The sequence below is a fragment of the Methanoculleus caldifontis genome, assembly GCF_032842345.1.
Classification (GTDB): Archaea; Halobacteriota; Methanomicrobia; order Methanomicrobiales; family Methanoculleaceae; genus Methanoculleus; species Methanoculleus caldifontis.
This window is the reverse complement of the sequence record NZ_WBKO01000001.1, coordinates 996,889-1,014,168: the sequence shown is the minus strand read 5'-3', so window position 1 is coordinate 1,014,168 and position 17,280 is coordinate 996,889. Positions and strand designations below refer to the sequence as shown.

Sequence of the window (17,280 nt, the reverse complement as noted above, 5' to 3'; positions counted from 1 at the left end):
GAGATGCAAAGGATCAGGATTCTCGTTGCGGTAACGATCGCGCTCCTCTTCATCGCGGCTCCTGCGGGCGCACGGACCTACGAGGTGGTTCCCGGCCACGCGAACCCGCCGGGGGAGGGAGCCGTGGCGGTCACCCCGGTCGAGGTGGAACTCTGGGAACTCCCCGTCTGGCTCCTCCTCGTGCACCTCGCCTGCATCCCCGTCGAGATCCTCGGCCCCCTCAAACTCTGGGGGTACCTCGGCTACCGCAGGATCAGCCGGGAGAACCTCCTCGACAACGCCATCCGTGCGCGAATCTTCTCCTGTATCGTGGACCACCCCGGGATCCACTTCCACGGCATCATCCGGGAGACCGGGGTGCGGCCGGGGACGCTCCGGTACCACCTGGACCAGCTCCGGAGGAGCCATATGATCGTGCTCATGGAGAAGGACGGGTATGCCTGCTTCTTCAGGAACGACGGCACCTACTCCGGGTCCGAGCAGCGGCTGCTGGTCCACCTGCGCCGGGGGGTTCCGCACGATATCCTGACGCTCCTCCTCCAGCGCCCGTCCGCGACCCGGACGGAGCTCGCCGAGAGCCTGGGCGTGGCGGGGCCGACGATCACCTGGCACATGAAACGCCTCGAGCGCGACCGGCTCGTCTCGGCCGAGCGCGACGGCCGGTGCGTCCGGTACCACGTTCCCGACGATATTGCGCCCGAAGTCGGAAGATGGCTCTGTGACCCGGCCTCCGGCCAGGGTGAGGAGAGAGCGACCGCCCTTCCGCTCTGACCGCGATCCCGGTCGCTCGCCGGGCCGCTCCGGTCATCCCAGCCCTGGAGCCGGCTCAGAAAGCCAGGCGGACGAGCCCCAGCGCCGCCGCCATGACCGCGGCGACCGCGAGCGCCCAGCCGGCGATCATGCAGAGAAGAGCGGTGGGGCGCGGGTACTGGAAGAGCCACGCGACGACCGGGGCCCCGTAGAGGGCGACGCCGGGGATCCAGATGACCGGGATGAGCATCAGGACGCCGTAACGTCTCAGGGAGTGAAGCCTGCCGGTCTCAGCGTTGATCTTCGCGAGGAATCCCTGCATCCGAGGGGAATGTTCGGCGAAGAGGTCGCAGAGTTCGAGGATCGCGACCATGACGGCGGCCGCCACCGAGGAGAGGAAGATGAGGACGGCCGCCGGGTGGAGGCCGAGCGAGAGGCCGACGACGGCCGCGGCTGCCTGGAGGAGGAAGGTCGATACGATGAGGGTAAGCGTCCCCGGCGGATGCATGCCGGAGACAGAGCCGACGAGGAACGGGACCGCCAGGAGGAAGAAGACCACGAACGCGGCGGCTCGTGCAAGCCGGAACCGGCACCCTCCGGGGGAGAGCATGCGCTCGCATGCCTCGATGGCGGCAACCCTGACCATGCTGCATATCCTCACCCCGGAAGTAGATGAACCTGCGCATATCAGGAAGGGAGCAGGATGCAAAGAGCGAGGTTTTTATGCCGGGCGGATATAACACACGCTCATGAGCGAGATGAACGGTCACTTTGAGCGGGGGCGCTGGGTCCTCGACCCGCCCCCTACCCCCGAACCGGAGAGAGAGCCCGAGCCGGCCGCCGCTCCCGGCGTCGAAGCGCGCATGCAGGAGGCTTCCCAATCGGTCCGCAAGGCGGTCAACGACGTGGTGAGCGCGGGCAACCACCTTCTCAGGACACAGGAAGGGCACGATCACATCGAGCAGGCGGCCCGGAAGGCCGGAGAAGATCTGGAACGGGCGATCAACGCCTGGGCGGAGTCCGCACGGCTGGCCCTGCAGAGGCGGTAAGGTACTCCCTGACGCGGGCGACGACCTCGGGGTTCCTCGGCAGCATGATGTGACAGTACTGCTCCGGGTGCCGGGCGAGGTTCGCGGGGTCCGCCGGGAGAATCCTGACCCCTGCGCCGGGGAGGCAGGAGTCAGTGTGGGGGACGATGCCGTCGCCGGCGCAGGTCGCCCGCCACCCTCCGCCGGGAGCGAGTTCCCAGGTTCTGCCGCCAAAGGCCGGGAAGAACGCGGGGGTCCCGGTGAGGTTCGCGGCGAGGAGGATCCGGTAGTCGATGTCGTCGCGGGTCCCGGCGGCCCGGAGCGCCGCGACGGTCCTGCTCCCCGGCCGGAACTCCTGGACGATGGTGTCTTCGGCGGGGTCGTAACCCTCAGGGACGAAGACCCCGGTGAGGCTCCGGATCACCTCCGGGCCCCGGTCGGGGTCGTTGAAGAGCCCGGCGAGGGCCGAGCCGTTGTTCGGCGGGCCGATCCCGACCAGGAGCCGGACCTCTTCTTCCCGCGCATCGCCGTCGAGGACCTCGAAGAGGTAGCGGGCGATGCACGTTCCTATCGAGTGGCAGACGATGTCGATTGGGCCGTCGTAGCCGGTCTCCGTGCGCTTCTCGCGGATGAAGTCCTGGAGAGCGAGGGCGATCGGCTCCGTCCCGTCGTCCTGGATCGCGGTGTAATCGAACCTCCAGAAGGGCACCGCGGCGTCGTCGAGCACGGGTCCGAGGCGGTTCCAGATACCGGGATGGCTCCGCCACCCGTGGACCAGGACGGCCGGACGCCTCTGATCCGTCAGAATGGCGGCACGCCTCCCCTGCGCCGGCAGTTGTTCATTCTCCAGTATCGGGCGCTATCCACGATGTAGGTTTCGGCGGGGCGGCTAGCCGGCCACCATCTTGTTCGCCTTCAGGAAGAAGCCTGCAGGCTAACGCACCTCGACACTGTGCCGGTACATCCTGCCGATCTCCCCGTCAACCGTGAGGCTGGCCCGTTTCGTCTCTCCCGCGGGGATTGCCGGCGATGGCGGGGGAGCAGGACTCCGCTCACGGCCGGCCCGGATCGTCCTGCAGGGCTCCCCCCGGCCGGTACCGCGACCGGACCCTCTCGGGAAGGACGCTCTGCCGGAAGACCCGCTCGAAGTAGCGGTCGGTCATCCCGGCGATGAAGTCTCTCGCGAGTTCCGCCGGCGCCGCGGCGGCGATGTAGCCCGGGGACGCCCACGGTGCGTCGATGAGGTCTTCGTAGACCGGGGATGCCTCGCGTTCCTCCTCGATATCTTCGAGGGTGCGGTCGAAGAGGTGGCGGAACATGAACCGGATCTTCTCGCGGTTACGAAGGAGCCGTGGGTTTTTGTAGATGTGGTGCATGTTGAACTCCTTGAAGGCCGCGACGCATGCCGAGGCTTCGGCCGAGAATGCGATGGCGTCGGCATCGTAACTCATCGTGACGATGTCCTTGATGAGGACGTCGAGCACCCGCCGGTTGATCTCCGCGAAGTCCTTCTTTCCCCTCCCGGTGATATCAAAGAGGGCCATACAGTTCTCCGGGAACTCCGCGAGGTCGTCCTCGCCGATGACCGCGACCTCGAGGGCGTCCTGGAGATCGCGGCCGAGGTAGGAGACGCTGTCGGCTATCCTCACCGCGCACCCCTCAGTGGTGAGGGGGAGGGCATCGCCCCCGCCCTCGATCCTTCTCAACTTCTCCGCAAACGATTCCCAGTCGGCCTCACCCTCGGCGGTGAGGCTCCGGTCGTGAGCCTCGCCGTTGTGGCAGAGGATCCCGTCGAGCACCTGCAGGGTGAGGTCGTGGTCCTCGACGGTGTCGAGGAACCGGACGCTCTGGACGTTGTGTAGGAACCTCCCGATGCCGTGCTCGGTGCAGAGATCGTCGAGGATCTCCTCCCCCAGGTGGCCGTAGGGCACGTGACCGATGTCGTGGCCGAGGGCCACCGCCTCGATCAGGTCCTCGTTTAAGCCGAGCGCCCGCCCGATCGTCCTCGCGATCCGTGACGCCAGCTGGACGTGGAGGACGCGGTGGGTGATGTGGTCGTTCTCGACCAGGTAGAAGACCTGGGTCTTGTCGATGTAGCGCGAGTAGGCCTTCGAGTGGACGATCCGGTCGGCGTCACGGGAGAACGGCGGCCGGATCACCGGGTCTTCCGCCCTGTGGCCCGACCGCCGCAGGTAGTCGGCGTTCCGGGTCGCCCGGGGCGAGAGGATCGACTCCCGGTCGGCCATCCTCCGGGCCATCCTGTCAGAGATGCTGTACGGGATCTCCATCCGGTATCCTCCGGTAGAGAGTTCTCGGCCGGGAGAGGGGATAGGGCTTTCTGTATCGAGCGCGGATCCGCGCAGGCTATATCCGGAGCACGCGTATCCTCCCCCATGCACCCGGAAGTCATCATCCACAACAGCGTGAGCCTGGACCACGCGGTGACGGGATTCGAGGTCGACCTCAGCCAGCACTACGGCGCGCTGCTCGCCTTTGAGCCGGGGGCGGTCCTCGCGGGTTCGACCACGGCAAAGACCGGGATCGAACTCTTCATGGACATCACCCTGCCGGAGGCAGAGGCCGACCGGCACCGGCCCGAGGCCCGGCCGGACGACCGCCGCCCCATCTGCGTCATCGTCGACAGCAGGGGCGTGCTCAAGGGCCTGCTCCACTTCTACCGGAATATGGAGCATACGAAAGACGTCGTCGTCCTCGTCTCGGAGACGACGCCGTCTGACTACCTCGACTATCTCCGCGAGCGGGAGTACCCATTCATCCGCTGCGGGAGAGAGCGGGTGGACCTCCGGGGGGCCCTGCGGGAACTCGGCGAACGGTTCGGCATCTCACGGGTGGTCTCCGATTCGGGCCCCGAGTTGAATAACGTCCTGATCCGGGAGGGGCTCGCTGACACGATCAGCCTGATCGTCCACCCGGTCATCGCCGGCGAGGGGGAGAAGAAACTCTTCGATAAGGCCGGAGGACGGACGGCGCTGGAACCCGAGAAGGCCGTGCCGATGGAGCACGGTGCGGTCCACCTGGTGTATACGGTGAAGAAGGAGTAATGCGGTCGAGGCCGCCGAGCGAGAGAGAACGCCGATGGCGTTGCCGGTGCATTAGCCGGTCCCGGACAGGGGCCGCTCTCGTTTTTTTGACGCAGCCGGAATCGGGCGTGCCACCCCGCGGGCAGTGGTTGACCCGAACCGGATGACGTTCCGGATACCGGCAACCTCCGCGGAGGATGCCGGAACGCTCTTATGCCGGAGTATCTGTTGTAGAGGCCTGGAAGAGGACGGACGCCCGGGCCACCGGCTCGGGCGTGCCCTGGACGATGGCGATATCGTCGGGCAGGAGCTCCGCATCCCCGCCCGGACTCGTGATCGTCTCCTCTCCCCGCAGGATGGCGAGCACCAGCACATCATGCCTTCTGCGGAGGTTGAGCTCGCCGAGCGTCTTTCCTGCCACGGGGGAGGCGGGATCGACCGTGTAGGTGACGATGCTCACGCTGGAGAGCCGGTAGATCAGATCCGTAAGGGTCGGAGAGCGCTCCTGTGGGTTGCGGAGCATCTGGTAGGTGTCCGAGCGGATCTCAGCCGTCAGCCCCTCTATCCGGTCCTTCGGGATGAGGTATTTGTTCAGCACCCGGGTGAAGATCTCAAGCGAGGTCTCGAACTCCTCGGGAACCACCTCGTTGGCCCCGAGATCCTGCAGGGGCGCCACCTCGATGAGGTAGCGGGTCCGCACGATGATGTAGAGGTACGGGTTCAGGCGGCGGCAGGCCTCCACGATCTGCCGGGTCGAGACGGGATCGTTGATCGCGATCACGGCGATACGGGCGGACTCGATATCGGCATGCACCAGGACCGTCTCCGTGGTGGCGTCGCCGTAGTGGATGGGTTCGCCGAGGGCCAGTTCCTTTCGCACGGTCTCGGGGTTGATCTCGATGATGACGTACGAGATCCCGCCGGCTTTCGCCGCCCGCGCAAGGTTCTTCCCCGTCACGCCGTAGCCGACGATCACCACGTGCTCCCTGAGGGGTTCCCGTTGGGGTTCTTCCACGGGACTGCGGGCGTCCAGGGCCCGGTGGAGGAAGTCGACGCGGCGGAGGCGATCCGAGAGCGCCGGTCCGCCGCCGATGACGAACGGCGTGGCGGCCATCGTGATGAGGGCGGTCACCAGGAAGAGCTGGTAGATCTCAGGCGAGAGGATGCCGTAATCAAGACCGCTCCTTGAGAGAATGAAGGAGAACTCTCCTACCTGCGCAAGGGCGAGCCCGACGAGGGTGATGGTGCGGATGGGGTAGCCGAGGACCACCGGGACCGCGGCGGCGATCAGCCCCTTCGCGGCGATCACGCCGACGATCAGGAGAAGCACCAGTCCGAGATGGTTGAATAAGAACCCCACGTCGAGCAGCATCCCCACCGAGACGAAGAAGAAACTCGTGAAGATGTCGCGGAACGGCAGGATGCTGCCGATGGCCTGGTGGCTGTACTCCGACCGGGAGATCAGGAGTCCGGCGAGGAGAGCACCCAGCGCGAGCGAGACCCCGGCGAGCGAGACGAGCCAGGCGACGCCGAAGCACGTCACCACGATGAAGAGGAGAAAGAGCTCGCGGTTCCTCGTTCTCGCTATCTGGTAGAGGAGCCAGGGAACCCCCCATTTTGCGGCCACGACGAGGACGACCAGGATCAGGATATCGAGGGTGAGCATCGACGAGAGGGTTTCTACACTGAACCCCTGCACTGCCGCGGGCGCGGAGATGCTCGCGAGGAACGGTATGGCCATGATCATCGGGATGGCGATGATATCCTGGAAGATCAGGACCCCGAGGGTGATGTTGCCGTGCGGGGTGTTCATCTCCCCCCGCTGGTGGAGGATCTGGAGCACGACCGCGGTGCTGGAGAGGGCGAAGAGGAAACCCAGAAGGACGGCTTCTGCAAATGGCAGCCCAATGAGCGTCGCGACGAAGAAGGAGACCAGAAACGTCAGGAAGACCTGGATCGACCCGCTGACCGCGAGAAGTTTTCGCATCTGCCAGAGGTGGGCAAAGGAGAACTCGAGACCGATGGTGAAGAGCAGCAGGATGATCCCGATCTCGGCAAGGCTGTTGACTGCTTCGACCGACTGCACGATGCCGAGACCGTTCGGCCCGACGATGATGCCCGTCAGGATGAACCCGACCAGCGGCGGGATGCGCAGCGGGTTAAAGAGCAGTCCGACGATGAGGGAGATCCCGAAGATGAGGACGATGGCGTTCAGGATTTGAAGTTCCATTTCCGGCTCCCGTGCTTTGGTTTAGCTGTTTTCGGTTTTGAGCCTATGTAGGTATCGGGCTGTCCGGGTGCCGGTCGAGGATACCGGTTCCGGACGATGAGAAGCAGGAGGTGCTGGAACGGCGATGTCCGGCACGGTCGGAGTTGCCGGCCGGCCTTCACTCCTTCCTTGCGGCGGCAACGCCGGCGAGAAGCACCCCGGCGACGCAGATGACCAGGCCGAGGGTGCCGGTGCTGAACCCCGTCGGAGGGGAGCCGATGAAGTAGTAGGGTGCGGCCGAGAAGTGCAGCACGAACGCGATGCCGAGGAGGGAGAGGGTGATTGCCGGGGTGCCGGTGTCGGTTGGCATGGATATCGGATCAGGGGTGGGTGAGGATGGGTTATCCGTCTTCTGGCTCACGCTGAGGTTAACATAGGTTCTAAAAACCGAGTTCAGTTAAGAAACGTGGCTATTCAAAAGTCAAGATGTGAGATTATGCAAATATCATCAAATATAAGGGCCCTTGGGAATACAGAGGGAGCACTGACTCTCATGAGGCCAGCGTCATTGCCTGTGGACAGGCCAACGGGGCCAAGGTAATGCTGATCCAAGCGGCTTGGAAGACGGGAAGACTGGGTATCCCGGATAGTGTTGCTGAAACCAGGTTTGTGCAAATAGGCAATAGATAACTAAATCGTATGTAGTTAAATAACTTTAATCAAAAATCATTCAGCCAAGGCCAATGCGAGAGACGCTTCATAAGAAGGGAGAACTGTACCAAAGCTCCGTGAAGAGATGGCTTGTATCAAGAACGTTTTTAGGACTTAAAGTAAAACCGTTCGGAGATACATATGACGCAACGGGAACTGCTACATGCATAGGGGAGACCTACTTCGATCTGTCTCTCGCTCTTAATCAAGGCAATAGTGCTAAACAAATTTTGTATATCGAATGTAAATATCGAAATGAGAGAACTGGAGACACAAATTCCGAATTCCGTGAATTCGTTGAGAAAGTGTTTCGTGCGCTCACGCAGGCAGATACAGATCAAGCTGCGAGAGCCGAGTTTTGCTTCATTTGCACCGTACCACCAGGGGATTGGAGAAAATTCTTGCAAGATCGAAACGCATATTGCACTAACACCTTACAAAAAAGATTTATGAAAAAGACCTCCCTACTGCCAGATAAGATATGTGAACGGATACACATTCTCGTTTTGAGCGAACGAATATTAGGAGGAGTCTAAGTGGGGCTGGATCTGGGCAGAACAAACTGGTTCGATTGGATAAATCTTAGTATTGGGTGGCGAAACAAGAAACAATTCTTAAAGGAATTAGAGGAACATATTGGGCGTCCACTTAATGCCACAGAATGGACATCCTCTGAAGATAATTCTTCTGAAGATGAGCTAGGAGTAAGGATAGGTTCATATTCGACATACGGTATATTCCGCCTATGTTTGTCACATGTTAACGGCTTATTGTTTGAGTTTGTCGATAGTGATTTTGAGAGGGCCGATTTATCAGAAATTGAGGCCATGAAACACTTTGATGAGAGATTAAGGATTATCCCAAACCAAATAAAATACGCCAATCAATTCTTAGAAAGCGCTGATTCGGATACTATTTTTATTCCAGTGTTTTTCGAATCCCCCTTCGAATATAATGAATTTTTTTTAGGAAGTAAGCCTGCTGCCGAAATCGCGCTAGAGGAGTTTGCTAAAAATCTTGAATTCGACCTATTATCACCATTAGAAGAAGAATATACTCCCAATCCCATCTTGCATTACCAAGATATGTCCGAAGAATTTCAGAGAGCATGGACAGAAAGAAGGGTACAGTTAGATAGGACGCTCAAGGGATTGAGAGAGAGAACTGAGGGAGCAGAAACATACTCATTACTTTTTGGAGAACTTGAACTAATGGCTACCCAGTATTGGGATCCAATAGCCACATCAAAAAATGTAGCAAGGAAATTTTACCAGTATTTCAAAGAATTACCACTTGCGTGTGTTGAATTGAGATAACAGTGTCTGATTGAAGTAATAACGCGTTACCTTCCTCCCAATTTTTTACCAGAATGAGGGTAAGACACTAGGATAGAATAGAAGCCACAACTCTTGCGCGGACCAGATACAGTCCTCGATCATGGTGAGTTGTTGTTGGTTGAGGCAGCATGCACATAGAGTGTGCAATGAACCCCTTGAGACAATCGGATACAAGAAAGGTCTAGGGAGCGTTATCAAAAGATTGTCAAATTCTCAGAAAGATAAAAAAAGAACGTGCGGTCAGGTGCGGGTACGGGGCCAGGACTGATCTTTAGGAAGGGAAATGGGGCTCATTAAACCCTTTCTGAATTAGATCGACTTATATACCTATTTGTTCATATAGGCATTTGGTGAATCCGATTGTTCGACTTCCTCACTGATGCGAGTATTATTTTTATTTCCCTCGCACTGTTTGGTTTTCTAGTAAAAGATGCCTTTTACTGGGGAAGAATGATTAAACCACCTAACGTGTATAGAGGTAATATTCAGGCAGTCTTTCATTTTACTTCGGTAGCAACCTTTGTTCTTTGTTTGTTCATTGTATTTTTCGTAATGATTGCGGCAGCACCAAACCAGGAGAATTTTATTACCCGGTTTGTCAACTCTCTGTTAGAGTTAGTTCAGAGTTACGAAAATAACAAAAATATCCCACAAGGGACACTTAATAGTATTATTAACTTTTTAGCATTGGCATTTTTTCCTTCGTTCTTCTATCTCGGCGCCTATGTAATCATTTCTAATCTAGGTCTGATTAGCTGCTGCCTCAATGCCACTTGGGTGAAAATATATTTTAAGGACGACCAAGCAGGGGTTTTTCCTCGGATAATAACTGAAGATGATTACTTCATCTATGTTGAGGACGAGAAGTCCAATCAATATTGGAAAGCCTTCAGAAGAAGTGATATCCAGAAGATTGAGATGGTTCAACACCCATCAAAAGGGGCCATTCTAATGGCTCACTACTCTGAATTAAAGCGTGAGGGGAAGTACCGAGAGTTAATAATTGAGATAATTGAAACTTTTTGGATAGTAATATTCACACTGGTGCTAATATTACCTCTCGTTTTTTCTTGAGGTCTTTTTTCTCAATCAAGCGATCTGCACAAGCAGTTTTGACTAATGAAATCACGCCTGGCAGGGCAGGCTCGCTAATTGTCCCACGATGGGGGATCACAGAATGGGAATACAAGCGTTGCTCAAGGAACTTGAACTCTCAACAAAAGGAAAGCCGCTGGGGGGACTTGAACCCCCGACCTGCTGATTACGAATCAGCCGCTATACCGCTAAGCCACAGCGGCAACTGCCTTACAACATTGTACGTCCGGAATTAAAAAGGTATCACATGCCGGGGGTCCCCCGCCCCGGTCGCGATCAGGAGTAACCCCGGATGGTGACGTTGCTCTCCTGCTGCGGGGCGGCCTCCGGGGTGTCGATCTTGCCGAACTTCTGCTCGTAGTCCGCGACGCTCTTTGCCAGCACCGCGACCAGGTTCTTCGCGTGCCGGGGGCTGATCGAGACGATCGCCTTCGCGCGCGCCTGGTTCATGCCGGGGATCTCGTGCAGGAAGAGGAACGTGAACTCGTCCTCCTTGTAGGCGATCTGGATACGGTTCGAGTAGACCGGGTCGAGGTCGCCGGGGATGTTGACCGATATCTCGCGGTTAGCCATACCACTCATCTGTACCCCGCTCCGGCATAAGGGTTGGTTTCGACCGTGGGCGCGCACCCGCACGCCGGCGCAGAAGGTATCCGCATATAAAGGAGGAGAGCGGATCTCTCCTCTGAACGAGTTCGGTCGCGCATGAACGAGTACATCCCGGTATCCGGCGTCGTCGCCTGCCACATCTGCCCCCGGCGCTACTACTTCGAGCGGTCGGAGGAGCGCGAGGAGTCGCCCCGCTACACCGTCTGCAAGCAGGTCTCCGCGCACCTCGGCGATCTGCTCGAGGCCGACCGGATCTGGCGAGAGGTTCTCTGCGTCCTCCCCGACGCCCCGCCGGAGGCCCGCGACCTCCTCGACGAGTGCGTCGCCGCCTGCCGGGAGACCGCCTGGGAGCGGCCGGTCCAGACCGATCTCGCCGTCGAGTCCGACACCCTCGGCATCCGCGGGAGGGTGGACAAGGTCTTTGAGAGCGGCACCTTCGCCATCACCCGATCGAGCACCGCCCCCAACGCCGGGGTCTACGGCACCGACCGGCTCCGGGTCGCCTGCTACGTCGCCTGCCTGCACGAGACCCTCGGCCGTCCCGTCGCCGGCGGCTACGTCGAGTACGTCACGAGCGGCGCCTTCCGGTTCGTCGAACCCCAGCCCCGGGACCGGCGGGAGATGCTCAAAGCGATCCGGGCGGCAAAACGGGTGGTCGCGGGCGAGCTCCCGCCCCGGCCCCTCCGGGCCCCCTGCGAGGGCTGCCCGCATATCGAGCGATGCACCGCCGGCCCGCGGCGGCTCTCGGACCTCTTTTAAAATCAGTTGAAGTTCTCAAGCAGCGTCTTTGAGACGATATACTCGCCCTTCGCCTCGCGGGTCGTCCCCACGATCAGCCACCGCTCGTCGCCGTGCTCCTCCACGACACCCTTCGCCTCGATCACCTCGCCCGCGAGCGCCTGGCCCGAGTAGGTGTGGGTGAAGGAGAGGACCCGGCTGATCTCGTCGTGATCCACGCCGTATACCGCCGGGCTGTCGAAGGAGAGGGAGGCGTCCGTGACCGTCGCCTCGATCGTCGCCCGGCCGAGCACCGTACCCTTCCCGGCCGGGACCGCGTCCAGGTTCGCGTAGGACCGGGTGTAGAGGAGGTCGAAGTAGGTCCCCTCGAACTCGCCCCGGTTCCACTTCCGCTGCTCGTGCAGGACAAAGGCGTCGAACGAGATCTCCGGCACTCTCTTATCGTAGACCTTCCGCCACATCGCGGTGCTCATCCCCGGGATCACTCCCGCGCCTACCAGCTGCCGGAGCTGGCGCTGAGCGGCAAACCAGGCGTCGCCGTAGACCACCAGATCGATATCGGACGAGGCGTTCTCAAGACCGCAGAGGAGCGAGCCCGTGCACCCGAACGAGCCTTTCGGGAGGTTGAAGTGGGCAAGAAGCCTCCGGACCCGTGCGTTCCGGGCCGCCACCCGCCCGACCTCCTCTTCGGGCTTGTAGACCCGGACAACGTCGCAGCAGGGCACCCGGTGGACCGAGTCCAGGTACTCCGGTTTATGGTCCCGGACCCACGCGAAAGACTCGGCAAAGTCGTATTTGTGGTACCGCCGCCCGGAGAGGCTCGTCCGCTCACCGTCCGTCTCGGGGACGTAACGGAGGATGCAGCCTATCCGGTCGGTGTTGTCGTAGTTCGAGACCGCGTAGAGGCAGCCCTCCCGGTCCTCGACGAAGTCGCGCAGTCGTATCGGCGTCATGCTCGAAGGCTCTCCAGGAACGCTTCCACCGCTTCCCATTCCGCGCCCTTCCGCAGGATACGCCGGGCGGTCAGGTCCACCACCGTGCTCGGCGTCCCGGGAAGATCCCCGCCTTCGACCAGGTAGTCGTGGGGGACAGAGATCTCTTCGGGCCGGGTCGGCGCGACGTCGTCGGAGATGTTCGCGCTCGTGGCCGTGATCGGTGCGTCCAGCCGGGAGATGATGGCGAGGGCGATCTCGTGATCGGGCCACCGGATCCCGATGAGGCCCGTGCCGCCCGTCAGGATATCCGGCAGGCAGGACTTCGCCGGGAGGACCACCGTCACCGGGCCGGGCAGGAACCGCTCGATGAAGGCCTCCGCGGCCTCGTCCACCACCGCAACGGCACGGAGCATATCCATATCCGAGACCGCGACCGAGATCGGCTTGCCCACCGGCCGGTTCTTCGCCTCGTAGACCTTCATCACCGCATCCTCAGAGAGGGCGTCCGCCCCGAGACCATAGACCGTCTCGGTTGGATAGACGACGAGCCCGTCCCGCGAGAGCACCTTTACAGCCATATCGATTGGATCCATCAGAACTCACGTCCCCGCACGCGGTTGATATCGAAGACTCCCTTGCCGCTGACGTGCATCACGGCAAAGACCCCGGCCTGGATAGGGTCGGTCACGACCAGATCGGCGTGATCGGGAACGCTCCCGGCCATCTTGAGGGCGATCACCGGGATGCCCGCCTGCCGGACCCGGTCGACGGCCCGCGAGACCTCCCCGCCCATCAGCGACCCCGCGAGCACCAGGATGCAGGCCCGGGGGAGCCGGGCCACCGCGTCCACCGCGAGCGCGAGCGTCTGCTCCCCGACCAGCGGAATCGTGTCCACCGAGATCCGCTCCCCGCGGATGTTGTGCCGGTCCGCCTCGTTCACGGCGCCCATCGCCACCTGCGCCACCTGCGCCCCGCCGCCGATGATGATCACCCGTGAGCCGAAGATCCGCGAGAACGGCGGGTAGGTGGTGACTTCGACGACCGACGGCACCCGCGCAAGATCGGCGATGATCTCCCCATGGTTTCCGCACTCCTCGAACTCGAAGTAGAGGTAGGCCTTCCCGGTGTTCGGGCCGGTGGTGATGATCGACTGCTGGATCATCTGGATGTTGGCCTGATAATCCGCCATCACCGTGGCCACATCGCGCAGCACGCCGGCCCGGTTCTCGGTGATGATGCTCAGGGCATACATATCGGTATCGGTGATCATGAGCCTCCCCTGCTGGAGTGCCGGATTCTCTCCGGGCGTTCGGTAAACGGGAAAAATTCGGTCATTTCCGCGCTGATTGATAGATTTTGGTCTCACAACGGTTATAGGTTTTCGGTGCGGCGGGGATCGGCATCCTCCGCGCGGGCCCCCTCCCCCGTGACCAGGAGGCCGGCAAGAGGGCCGAGGGGGATGTTAAGGTAGTGGAGGAAGAGGCGCCAGAGGACGACGTAGAGGCCGAGGAGATAGGTGGGCACGATCCGGCTATAAAGCGTGGCGGCGCCGATCTCGGCGATCCCGGCCGAACCGGGGATGAGCGGGATGGTCGCGATCATCTGGAGGATCCCCTGAAAGAGGAACGACTCCGCGAAGAACGGGGGAAGGCCGAGAGCGACGAGCAGGGCCGACGCCACGCCGAAGTGAAAGACCCACCCGAAGACGGTGAGGACGAGCGCGCCGCCGAAGTAACGCCTGCCGGTCCGCGCAAGCCGGGAGGAGCCTGCGGCAAAGATATCGATCTCCCGATCGACCCGCTCCCCGAGACCCTCGCCGCCCCCGGCCTTCGGACAGAGCCGGAGGAGGCGCCGGCTCCGGCCGCACCGGTCGGAGACCCGGGCGGCGACGCCCCCGACCACCCGCTTCGTGAGGGACGGGCGGCGGACCATGACGACGAGCGCAAGCAGGAGAACGAGGACGAGGACGAAGAAGGCCGCCACCGGATAGAGGACCGTGGCGGCAAGGTAACTCCAGAGGTGCCGGACGGCGAGAACGGCTGCGAGAGAGAGGGCGACGAAGACGACGAGGTCCAGCACCCGCTCCGTGATGGCGACGGTGACGGCGTCCCCGACGGCAAGCCCGGCTCGGGAGAGGCGGTGGATCCGGACGGGCTCGCCCCCCACCTGGCCGGGGGTGATCGAGCCGGCGAAGAGGGAGAGGAACTGGGCGGCCGCGAGGTTCCGGAAGGATACGGTGTAACCGAGGCCGCGAGAGAGGACCCCGACCCGTGCTACCCGGCAGAGGATATCCCCGACCCTGAGCCCGACGGCGAGGAGGAGGGCGGCGATGCTGACCTCTCCGAGGTAGGCCCGTGTCTCGGAGGTGAAGGTCGCCGCGAGGAGGGCCGCGAGGACCGCGCCGCTGACCAGGAGCGAGAGCGCGATCCAGCGCCGGTTCTTCATGCCCGCCATTCTCCCCGCGGGCTGTCCTCTATGTGATGCACCATGTGGAGGGGAAGATGGCGGCGGTCTGTGATTATGGTTCCCCCGGCCGGGGGAGAGGAGGGGGAAAACGGTGAAGGGTATTACCGGGCGCGGATCTCCCGTGCCACCCTCCGGCCGAGTTCAAAGGCCCGGGCGAGTTCGTCGCCGTCCGGCCGATAGTTCACCTGGAACCCGCCGTCGATCACCTCGATCCCGGCCTCCTTCAGGGCCCCTTCGATCTCGGCGACCGCACCGCCCATACCCCCGTGAGACCCGAAGGCGCACCCGATCTTCTTCGCTCCGAGGCGGCCGGGCCGGAGCCCCCGGAGGTAGCTGAGGAACCCGGCCACCGTGGGGAGGACCTCGTCCTGGAGCGTCGGCGACCCGACCAGGACCGCCTTCGAGTCGAGGACCTCCGTGACGATATCGCTCCGGTGCGTCCCCTCATAGCGGCCGTCGCGGAGGAGGCAGACTCTGACATCGGCGCCTTCGGCCATGACGCCCTCGGCGATCGCCTTCGCCAGCATCGTGGTCGAGCCGTGCATGGTGTCGTAGACGATCGTGACCTTCTCCTTCGCGACGCCCCGGCTCCAGTCGATGTAGGCCTTGAGGATATCGCCGGGGTGCGACCGCCAGATGACGCCGTGGCTCGGCGCTATCATCCTGATATCGATCCCTAGACCTCCGACCTCATCGAGCTTCTTCAGGACCTTCGGCGCGAGGGGCACGATCAGGTTCGCGAAGAATTTCTGCGCGTGAACCATCGCCGCGTCTCTTCCGAGTTCGTCGTCGAACCGGGCGGCGCTCGCGACATGCTGTCCGAAGGCGTCGTTCGGGAAGAGGACGGCGTCCTCGGCGAGGTAGGTGAACATCGAGTCGGGCCAGTGGAGCATCGGTGCCTCAAGGAAGGTGAGCGTCTTCCCGCCGAGGTCGAGGGTATCGCCGGATTTCACGATCTGGATATTCCAGCCTGTCGTGTCGTAGTGGCGGGCAAGGCCGGCTCTCGCCTTCTCCGTGCAGTAGATCGGGACGCCGGGCATCCGCCGCACGAACGCCGGGAGGCTGCCGGAGTGGTCCTTCTCGATGTGGTTCACGACGATGTAGTCGATCTCCGCAGGGTCGCAGACGGACCGGATGCGGCCGAGGACCTCCTCCTCGAACCCGGCGTAGGCACCGTCGATCAGCGCCGTCTTCTCGCCCCGGACGAGGTAGGCGTTGTACGTCGTTCCCGGGAGGGTGTAGCCGTGATACTCTCTCAGGTTCCAGTCGATAGCCCCGACCCAGTGGACGCCGGGGACGAGTTCTGTAGCCTTCATGATCGTTCCTCATTAAGTTCGTAACTATACGAACATTCTAGAGTATCCGAACAGTTGATATATCTTCCTTTCGATCTTGATCTATGGAGCAGCGAATGACCGGGAGGGGGCGGGCCGGCCGGCCGAAGCCGGGGCGCGAGATCGATCTGTACTCGACGCAGGAGGGGACGCGGGCCGTCGGGAACCCGGTGCGGCGTGCGATCCTCGCGGCGCTCCGGGAGGGCGACTGCACGTTCGAGGAGATCGTCGCCCTCGCGGGCCGGGCCAAGTCGACGGTCTCGGTCCACCTCCAGGACCTCGCGGCGGCGGGTGTCGTCGGGTCACGGCCCGATCCGGCGGACGCACGGAAGAAGGTCTTCTTTCTTGTCGGCGACCTGATCGTGAGCGTCTCGCCGGAGGACCGGGTGACCGACGATCTCGCCGTCTATGCGGGAGCTTACCGGGCAGGGTCGGGGGACTCCAATGCGTTCTACCGGCTCGCCTTCCGGACGATCAGGGTAGCGCTCATGCAGGAGGGAGTCCTCCTCGACCCGCTCCTCACCCATGCCGGGGAGCGGATCGGCGAGGAACTCTACCCGGCGGTGGCCGACCCGGAAACGGCAACTTTCTGCGCGAATATCGCGCGTTTCTGGGAGGAGCACCGCCTCGGCCGGATCGAGGTCGCGGGGATGGAGCCGCCTGTCCTCCTCGTCTACGACTGCTTCGAGTGCGCCGATCTCCCGGTCACCGGGAAGCCCGCGTGCGCGTTTGACTCAGGGATTCTCCGGGCGCTCTTCTCCCACCACTACGGGCGGCCGGCAGCGGTGGCCGAGACTCAATGCTACTCGATGGGGTTCGACCACTGCCGGTTCGAGATCGTCGTCGAGGACAAACCTGCCGGCGACGGATGAGACGCGGGTGAGCCAGCGGGACAGGGAAACGAAGAGAGATGCAAAAAACGGCGTTCGGATGCGATAGCCGGGAATCGAACCCGGGCTAGAGGCTTGGGAAGCCCCTGTCCTACCGCTAGACTACTATCGCTCCGGTACCAATACATGTTGACCGG

At 61.9% G+C, this 17,280-nt stretch carries 18 protein-coding genes and 2 tRNA genes; 7 read left to right on the top strand and 13 right to left on the bottom strand.

Translation table 11 applies throughout. The features are described 5' to 3' along the window. Positions 1 to 3: 3 nt before the first annotated feature. Positions 4 to 771: a winged helix-turn-helix transcriptional regulator gene (locus tag F8E02_RS05245; RefSeq protein ID WP_317064430.1), complete on the top strand. Its 768-nt coding sequence runs from the start codon at positions 4 to 6 to the stop codon at positions 769 to 771. Between the two features lie 55 nt (positions 772 to 826). Here the strand turns inward: F8E02_RS05245 and F8E02_RS05240 are convergent, their stop codons facing one another. Then, complete coding sequence (locus F8E02_RS05240) at positions 827 to 1,396, bottom strand: hypothetical protein (RefSeq protein WP_317064429.1); 570 nt, start codon at positions 1,394 to 1,396, stop codon at positions 827 to 829. A 103-nt stretch (positions 1,397 to 1,499) separates the two neighbouring features. Between F8E02_RS05240 and F8E02_RS05235 the strand changes: the two genes are divergently transcribed. Continuing rightward, positions 1,500 to 1,799 (top strand): hypothetical protein, encoded by a 300-nt coding sequence (locus F8E02_RS05235; RefSeq protein WP_317064428.1) that lies wholly within the window; start codon positions 1,500 to 1,502, stop codon positions 1,797 to 1,799. On the opposite strand, the gene F8E02_RS05230 is transcribed toward F8E02_RS05235, so the two are convergent. Together F8E02_RS05230 and F8E02_RS05225 are read right to left on the bottom strand one after the other, a co-directional pair. After that, the gene (locus F8E02_RS05230) at positions 1,753 to 2,556 is read right to left on the bottom strand and encodes an esterase/lipase family protein (RefSeq protein ID WP_317065152.1); all 804 of its coding nucleotides are present in this window, start codon (positions 2,554 to 2,556) and stop codon (positions 1,753 to 1,755) included. The two genes, F8E02_RS05235 and F8E02_RS05230, sit on opposite strands and share 47 nt — an antisense overlap. Positions 2,557 to 2,830: 274 nt before the next feature. Further along, positions 2,831 to 4,066, bottom strand: a complete 1,236-nt coding sequence (locus tag F8E02_RS05225) for a deoxyguanosinetriphosphate triphosphohydrolase family protein (protein ID WP_317064427.1) — start codon at positions 4,064 to 4,066, stop codon at positions 2,831 to 2,833. A gap of 105 nt (positions 4,067 to 4,171) precedes the next feature. Here F8E02_RS05225 and F8E02_RS05220 point away from each other — a divergent pair, with 105 nt between their 5' ends. Then, positions 4,172 to 4,840: a dihydrofolate reductase family protein gene (locus F8E02_RS05220; protein WP_317064426.1), complete on the top strand. Its 669-nt coding sequence runs from the start codon at positions 4,172 to 4,174 to the stop codon at positions 4,838 to 4,840. Between the two features lie 190 nt (positions 4,841 to 5,030). On the opposite strand, the gene F8E02_RS05215 is transcribed toward F8E02_RS05220, so the two are convergent. Continuing rightward, positions 5,031 to 7,049 carry a cation:proton antiporter domain-containing protein gene (locus F8E02_RS05215; protein WP_317064425.1) on the bottom strand — a complete coding sequence of 673 codons (2,019 nt, stop codon included), beginning with the start codon at positions 7,047 to 7,049 and terminating at the stop codon, positions 5,031 to 5,033. 157 nt (positions 7,050 to 7,206) lie between these two features. Continuing rightward, entirely contained in the window at positions 7,207 to 7,398 is a 192-nt protein-coding gene (locus tag F8E02_RS05210) for a hypothetical protein (protein WP_317064424.1), read from the bottom strand. Positions 7,399 to 8,275: 877 nt separating this feature from the next. On the opposite strand from F8E02_RS05210, the gene F8E02_RS05205 reads away from it, so the two are divergent. Continuing rightward, positions 8,276 to 9,055, top strand: a complete 780-nt coding sequence (locus F8E02_RS05205) for a hypothetical protein (protein ID WP_317064423.1) — start codon at positions 8,276 to 8,278, stop codon at positions 9,053 to 9,055. Between the two features lie 381 nt (positions 9,056 to 9,436). Further along, positions 9,437 to 10,150, top strand: coding sequence for a hypothetical protein (locus tag F8E02_RS05200; RefSeq protein ID WP_317064421.1), 714 nt, complete (start codon positions 9,437 to 9,439; stop codon positions 10,148 to 10,150). A 152-nt stretch (positions 10,151 to 10,302) separates the two neighbouring features. Here the strand turns inward: F8E02_RS05200 and F8E02_RS05195 are convergent. Together F8E02_RS05195 and F8E02_RS05190 are read right to left on the bottom strand one after the other, a co-directional pair. After that, positions 10,303 to 10,374, bottom strand: a tRNA-Thr gene (locus tag F8E02_RS05195). 73 nt (positions 10,375 to 10,447) lie between these two features. Next, positions 10,448 to 10,744 (bottom strand): DUF3467 domain-containing protein, encoded by a 297-nt coding sequence (locus F8E02_RS05190; protein WP_317065151.1) that lies wholly within the window; start codon positions 10,742 to 10,744, stop codon positions 10,448 to 10,450. Between the two features lie 132 nt (positions 10,745 to 10,876). Between F8E02_RS05190 and F8E02_RS05185 the strand changes: the two genes are divergently transcribed. Continuing rightward, positions 10,877 to 11,539, top strand: a complete 663-nt coding sequence (locus F8E02_RS05185) for a CRISPR-associated protein Cas4 (RefSeq protein ID WP_317064419.1) — start codon at positions 10,877 to 10,879, stop codon at positions 11,537 to 11,539. Between the two features lie 2 nt (positions 11,540 to 11,541). On the opposite strand, the gene F8E02_RS05180 is transcribed toward F8E02_RS05185, so the two are convergent. The 5 genes from F8E02_RS05180 to F8E02_RS05160 form a co-directional block, all read right to left on the bottom strand. Further along, positions 11,542 to 12,471, bottom strand: coding sequence for a DNA polymerase subunit beta (locus tag F8E02_RS05180; RefSeq protein ID WP_317064418.1), 930 nt, complete (start codon positions 12,469 to 12,471; stop codon positions 11,542 to 11,544). Further along, complete coding sequence (locus F8E02_RS05175; RefSeq protein WP_317064417.1) at positions 12,468 to 13,046, bottom strand: L-threonylcarbamoyladenylate synthase; 579 nt, start codon at positions 13,044 to 13,046, stop codon at positions 12,468 to 12,470. Before F8E02_RS05175 ends, F8E02_RS05180 begins: the two co-directional genes overlap by 4 nt. Next, a complete protein-coding gene (locus tag F8E02_RS05170; RefSeq protein WP_317064416.1) occupies positions 13,046 to 13,723 on the bottom strand; it encodes a DUF5612 domain-containing protein in 678 nt (225 codons plus the stop codon). The genes F8E02_RS05175 and F8E02_RS05170 overlap by 1 nt, the downstream gene beginning before the upstream one ends. A gap of 101 nt (positions 13,724 to 13,824) precedes the next feature. Beyond that, positions 13,825 to 14,898 (bottom strand): lysylphosphatidylglycerol synthase transmembrane domain-containing protein, encoded by a 1,074-nt coding sequence (locus F8E02_RS05165; RefSeq protein ID WP_317064415.1) that lies wholly within the window; start codon positions 14,896 to 14,898, stop codon positions 13,825 to 13,827. 122 nt (positions 14,899 to 15,020) lie between these two features. Continuing rightward, positions 15,021 to 16,235 carry an FprA family A-type flavoprotein gene (locus tag F8E02_RS05160; RefSeq protein ID WP_317064414.1) on the bottom strand — a complete coding sequence of 405 codons (1,215 nt, stop codon included), beginning with the start codon at positions 16,233 to 16,235 and terminating at the stop codon, positions 15,021 to 15,023. Between the two features lie 83 nt (positions 16,236 to 16,318). On the opposite strand from F8E02_RS05160, the gene F8E02_RS05155 reads away from it, so the two are divergent. Beyond that, positions 16,319 to 17,125: a V4R domain-containing protein gene (locus F8E02_RS05155; RefSeq protein ID WP_317064413.1), complete on the top strand. Its 807-nt coding sequence runs from the start codon at positions 16,319 to 16,321 to the stop codon at positions 17,123 to 17,125. A 59-nt stretch (positions 17,126 to 17,184) separates the two neighbouring features. Here F8E02_RS05155 and F8E02_RS05150 read toward each other — a convergent pair. Then, positions 17,185 to 17,255: transfer RNA gene (locus F8E02_RS05150), tRNA-Gly, on the bottom strand. Between the last annotated feature and the right edge of the window lie 25 nt (positions 17,256 to 17,280).

What these genes read in the sequence shown, in the direction of transcription:
- F8E02_RS05225 (WP_317064427.1), bottom strand. Translation starts at nt 4,066, where the DNA reads ATGGAGATCCCGTACAGCATCTCTGACAGGATGGCCCGGAGGATGGCC.
- F8E02_RS05165 (WP_317064415.1), bottom strand. Translation starts at nt 14,898, where the DNA reads ATGAAGAACCGGCGCTGGATCGCGCTCTCGCTCCTGGTCAGCGGCGCG.
- F8E02_RS05155 (WP_317064413.1), top strand. Translation starts at nt 16,319, where the DNA reads ATGGAGCAGCGAATGACCGGGAGGGGGCGGGCCGGCCGGCCGAAGCCG.
- F8E02_RS05215 (WP_317064425.1), bottom strand. Translation starts at nt 7,049, where the DNA reads ATGGAACTTCAAATCCTGAACGCCATCGTCCTCATCTTCGGGATCTCC.
- F8E02_RS05160 (WP_317064414.1), bottom strand. Translation starts at nt 16,235, where the DNA reads ATGAAGGCTACAGAACTCGTCCCCGGCGTCCACTGGGTCGGGGCTATC.
- F8E02_RS05245 (WP_317064430.1), top strand. Translation starts at nt 4, where the DNA reads ATGCAAAGGATCAGGATTCTCGTTGCGGTAACGATCGCGCTCCTCTTC.
- F8E02_RS05180 (WP_317064418.1), bottom strand. Translation starts at nt 12,471, where the DNA reads ATGACGCCGATACGACTGCGCGACTTCGTCGAGGACCGGGAGGGCTGC.
- F8E02_RS05170 (WP_317064416.1), bottom strand. Translation starts at nt 13,723, where the DNA reads ATGATCACCGATACCGATATGTATGCCCTGAGCATCATCACCGAGAAC.
- F8E02_RS05190 (WP_317065151.1), bottom strand. Translation starts at nt 10,744, where the DNA reads ATGGCTAACCGCGAGATATCGGTCAACATCCCCGGCGACCTCGACCCG.
- F8E02_RS05175 (WP_317064417.1), bottom strand. Translation starts at nt 13,046, where the DNA reads ATGGATCCAATCGATATGGCTGTAAAGGTGCTCTCGCGGGACGGGCTC.
- F8E02_RS05235 (WP_317064428.1), top strand. Translation starts at nt 1,500, where the DNA reads ATGAGCGAGATGAACGGTCACTTTGAGCGGGGGCGCTGGGTCCTCGAC.
- F8E02_RS05210 (WP_317064424.1), bottom strand. Translation starts at nt 7,398, where the DNA reads ATGCCAACCGACACCGGCACCCCGGCAATCACCCTCTCCCTCCTCGGC.
- F8E02_RS05220 (WP_317064426.1), top strand. Translation starts at nt 4,172, where the DNA reads ATGCACCCGGAAGTCATCATCCACAACAGCGTGAGCCTGGACCACGCG.
- F8E02_RS05185 (WP_317064419.1), top strand. Translation starts at nt 10,877, where the DNA reads ATGAACGAGTACATCCCGGTATCCGGCGTCGTCGCCTGCCACATCTGC.
- F8E02_RS05240 (WP_317064429.1), bottom strand. Translation starts at nt 1,396, where the DNA reads ATGGTCAGGGTTGCCGCCATCGAGGCATGCGAGCGCATGCTCTCCCCC.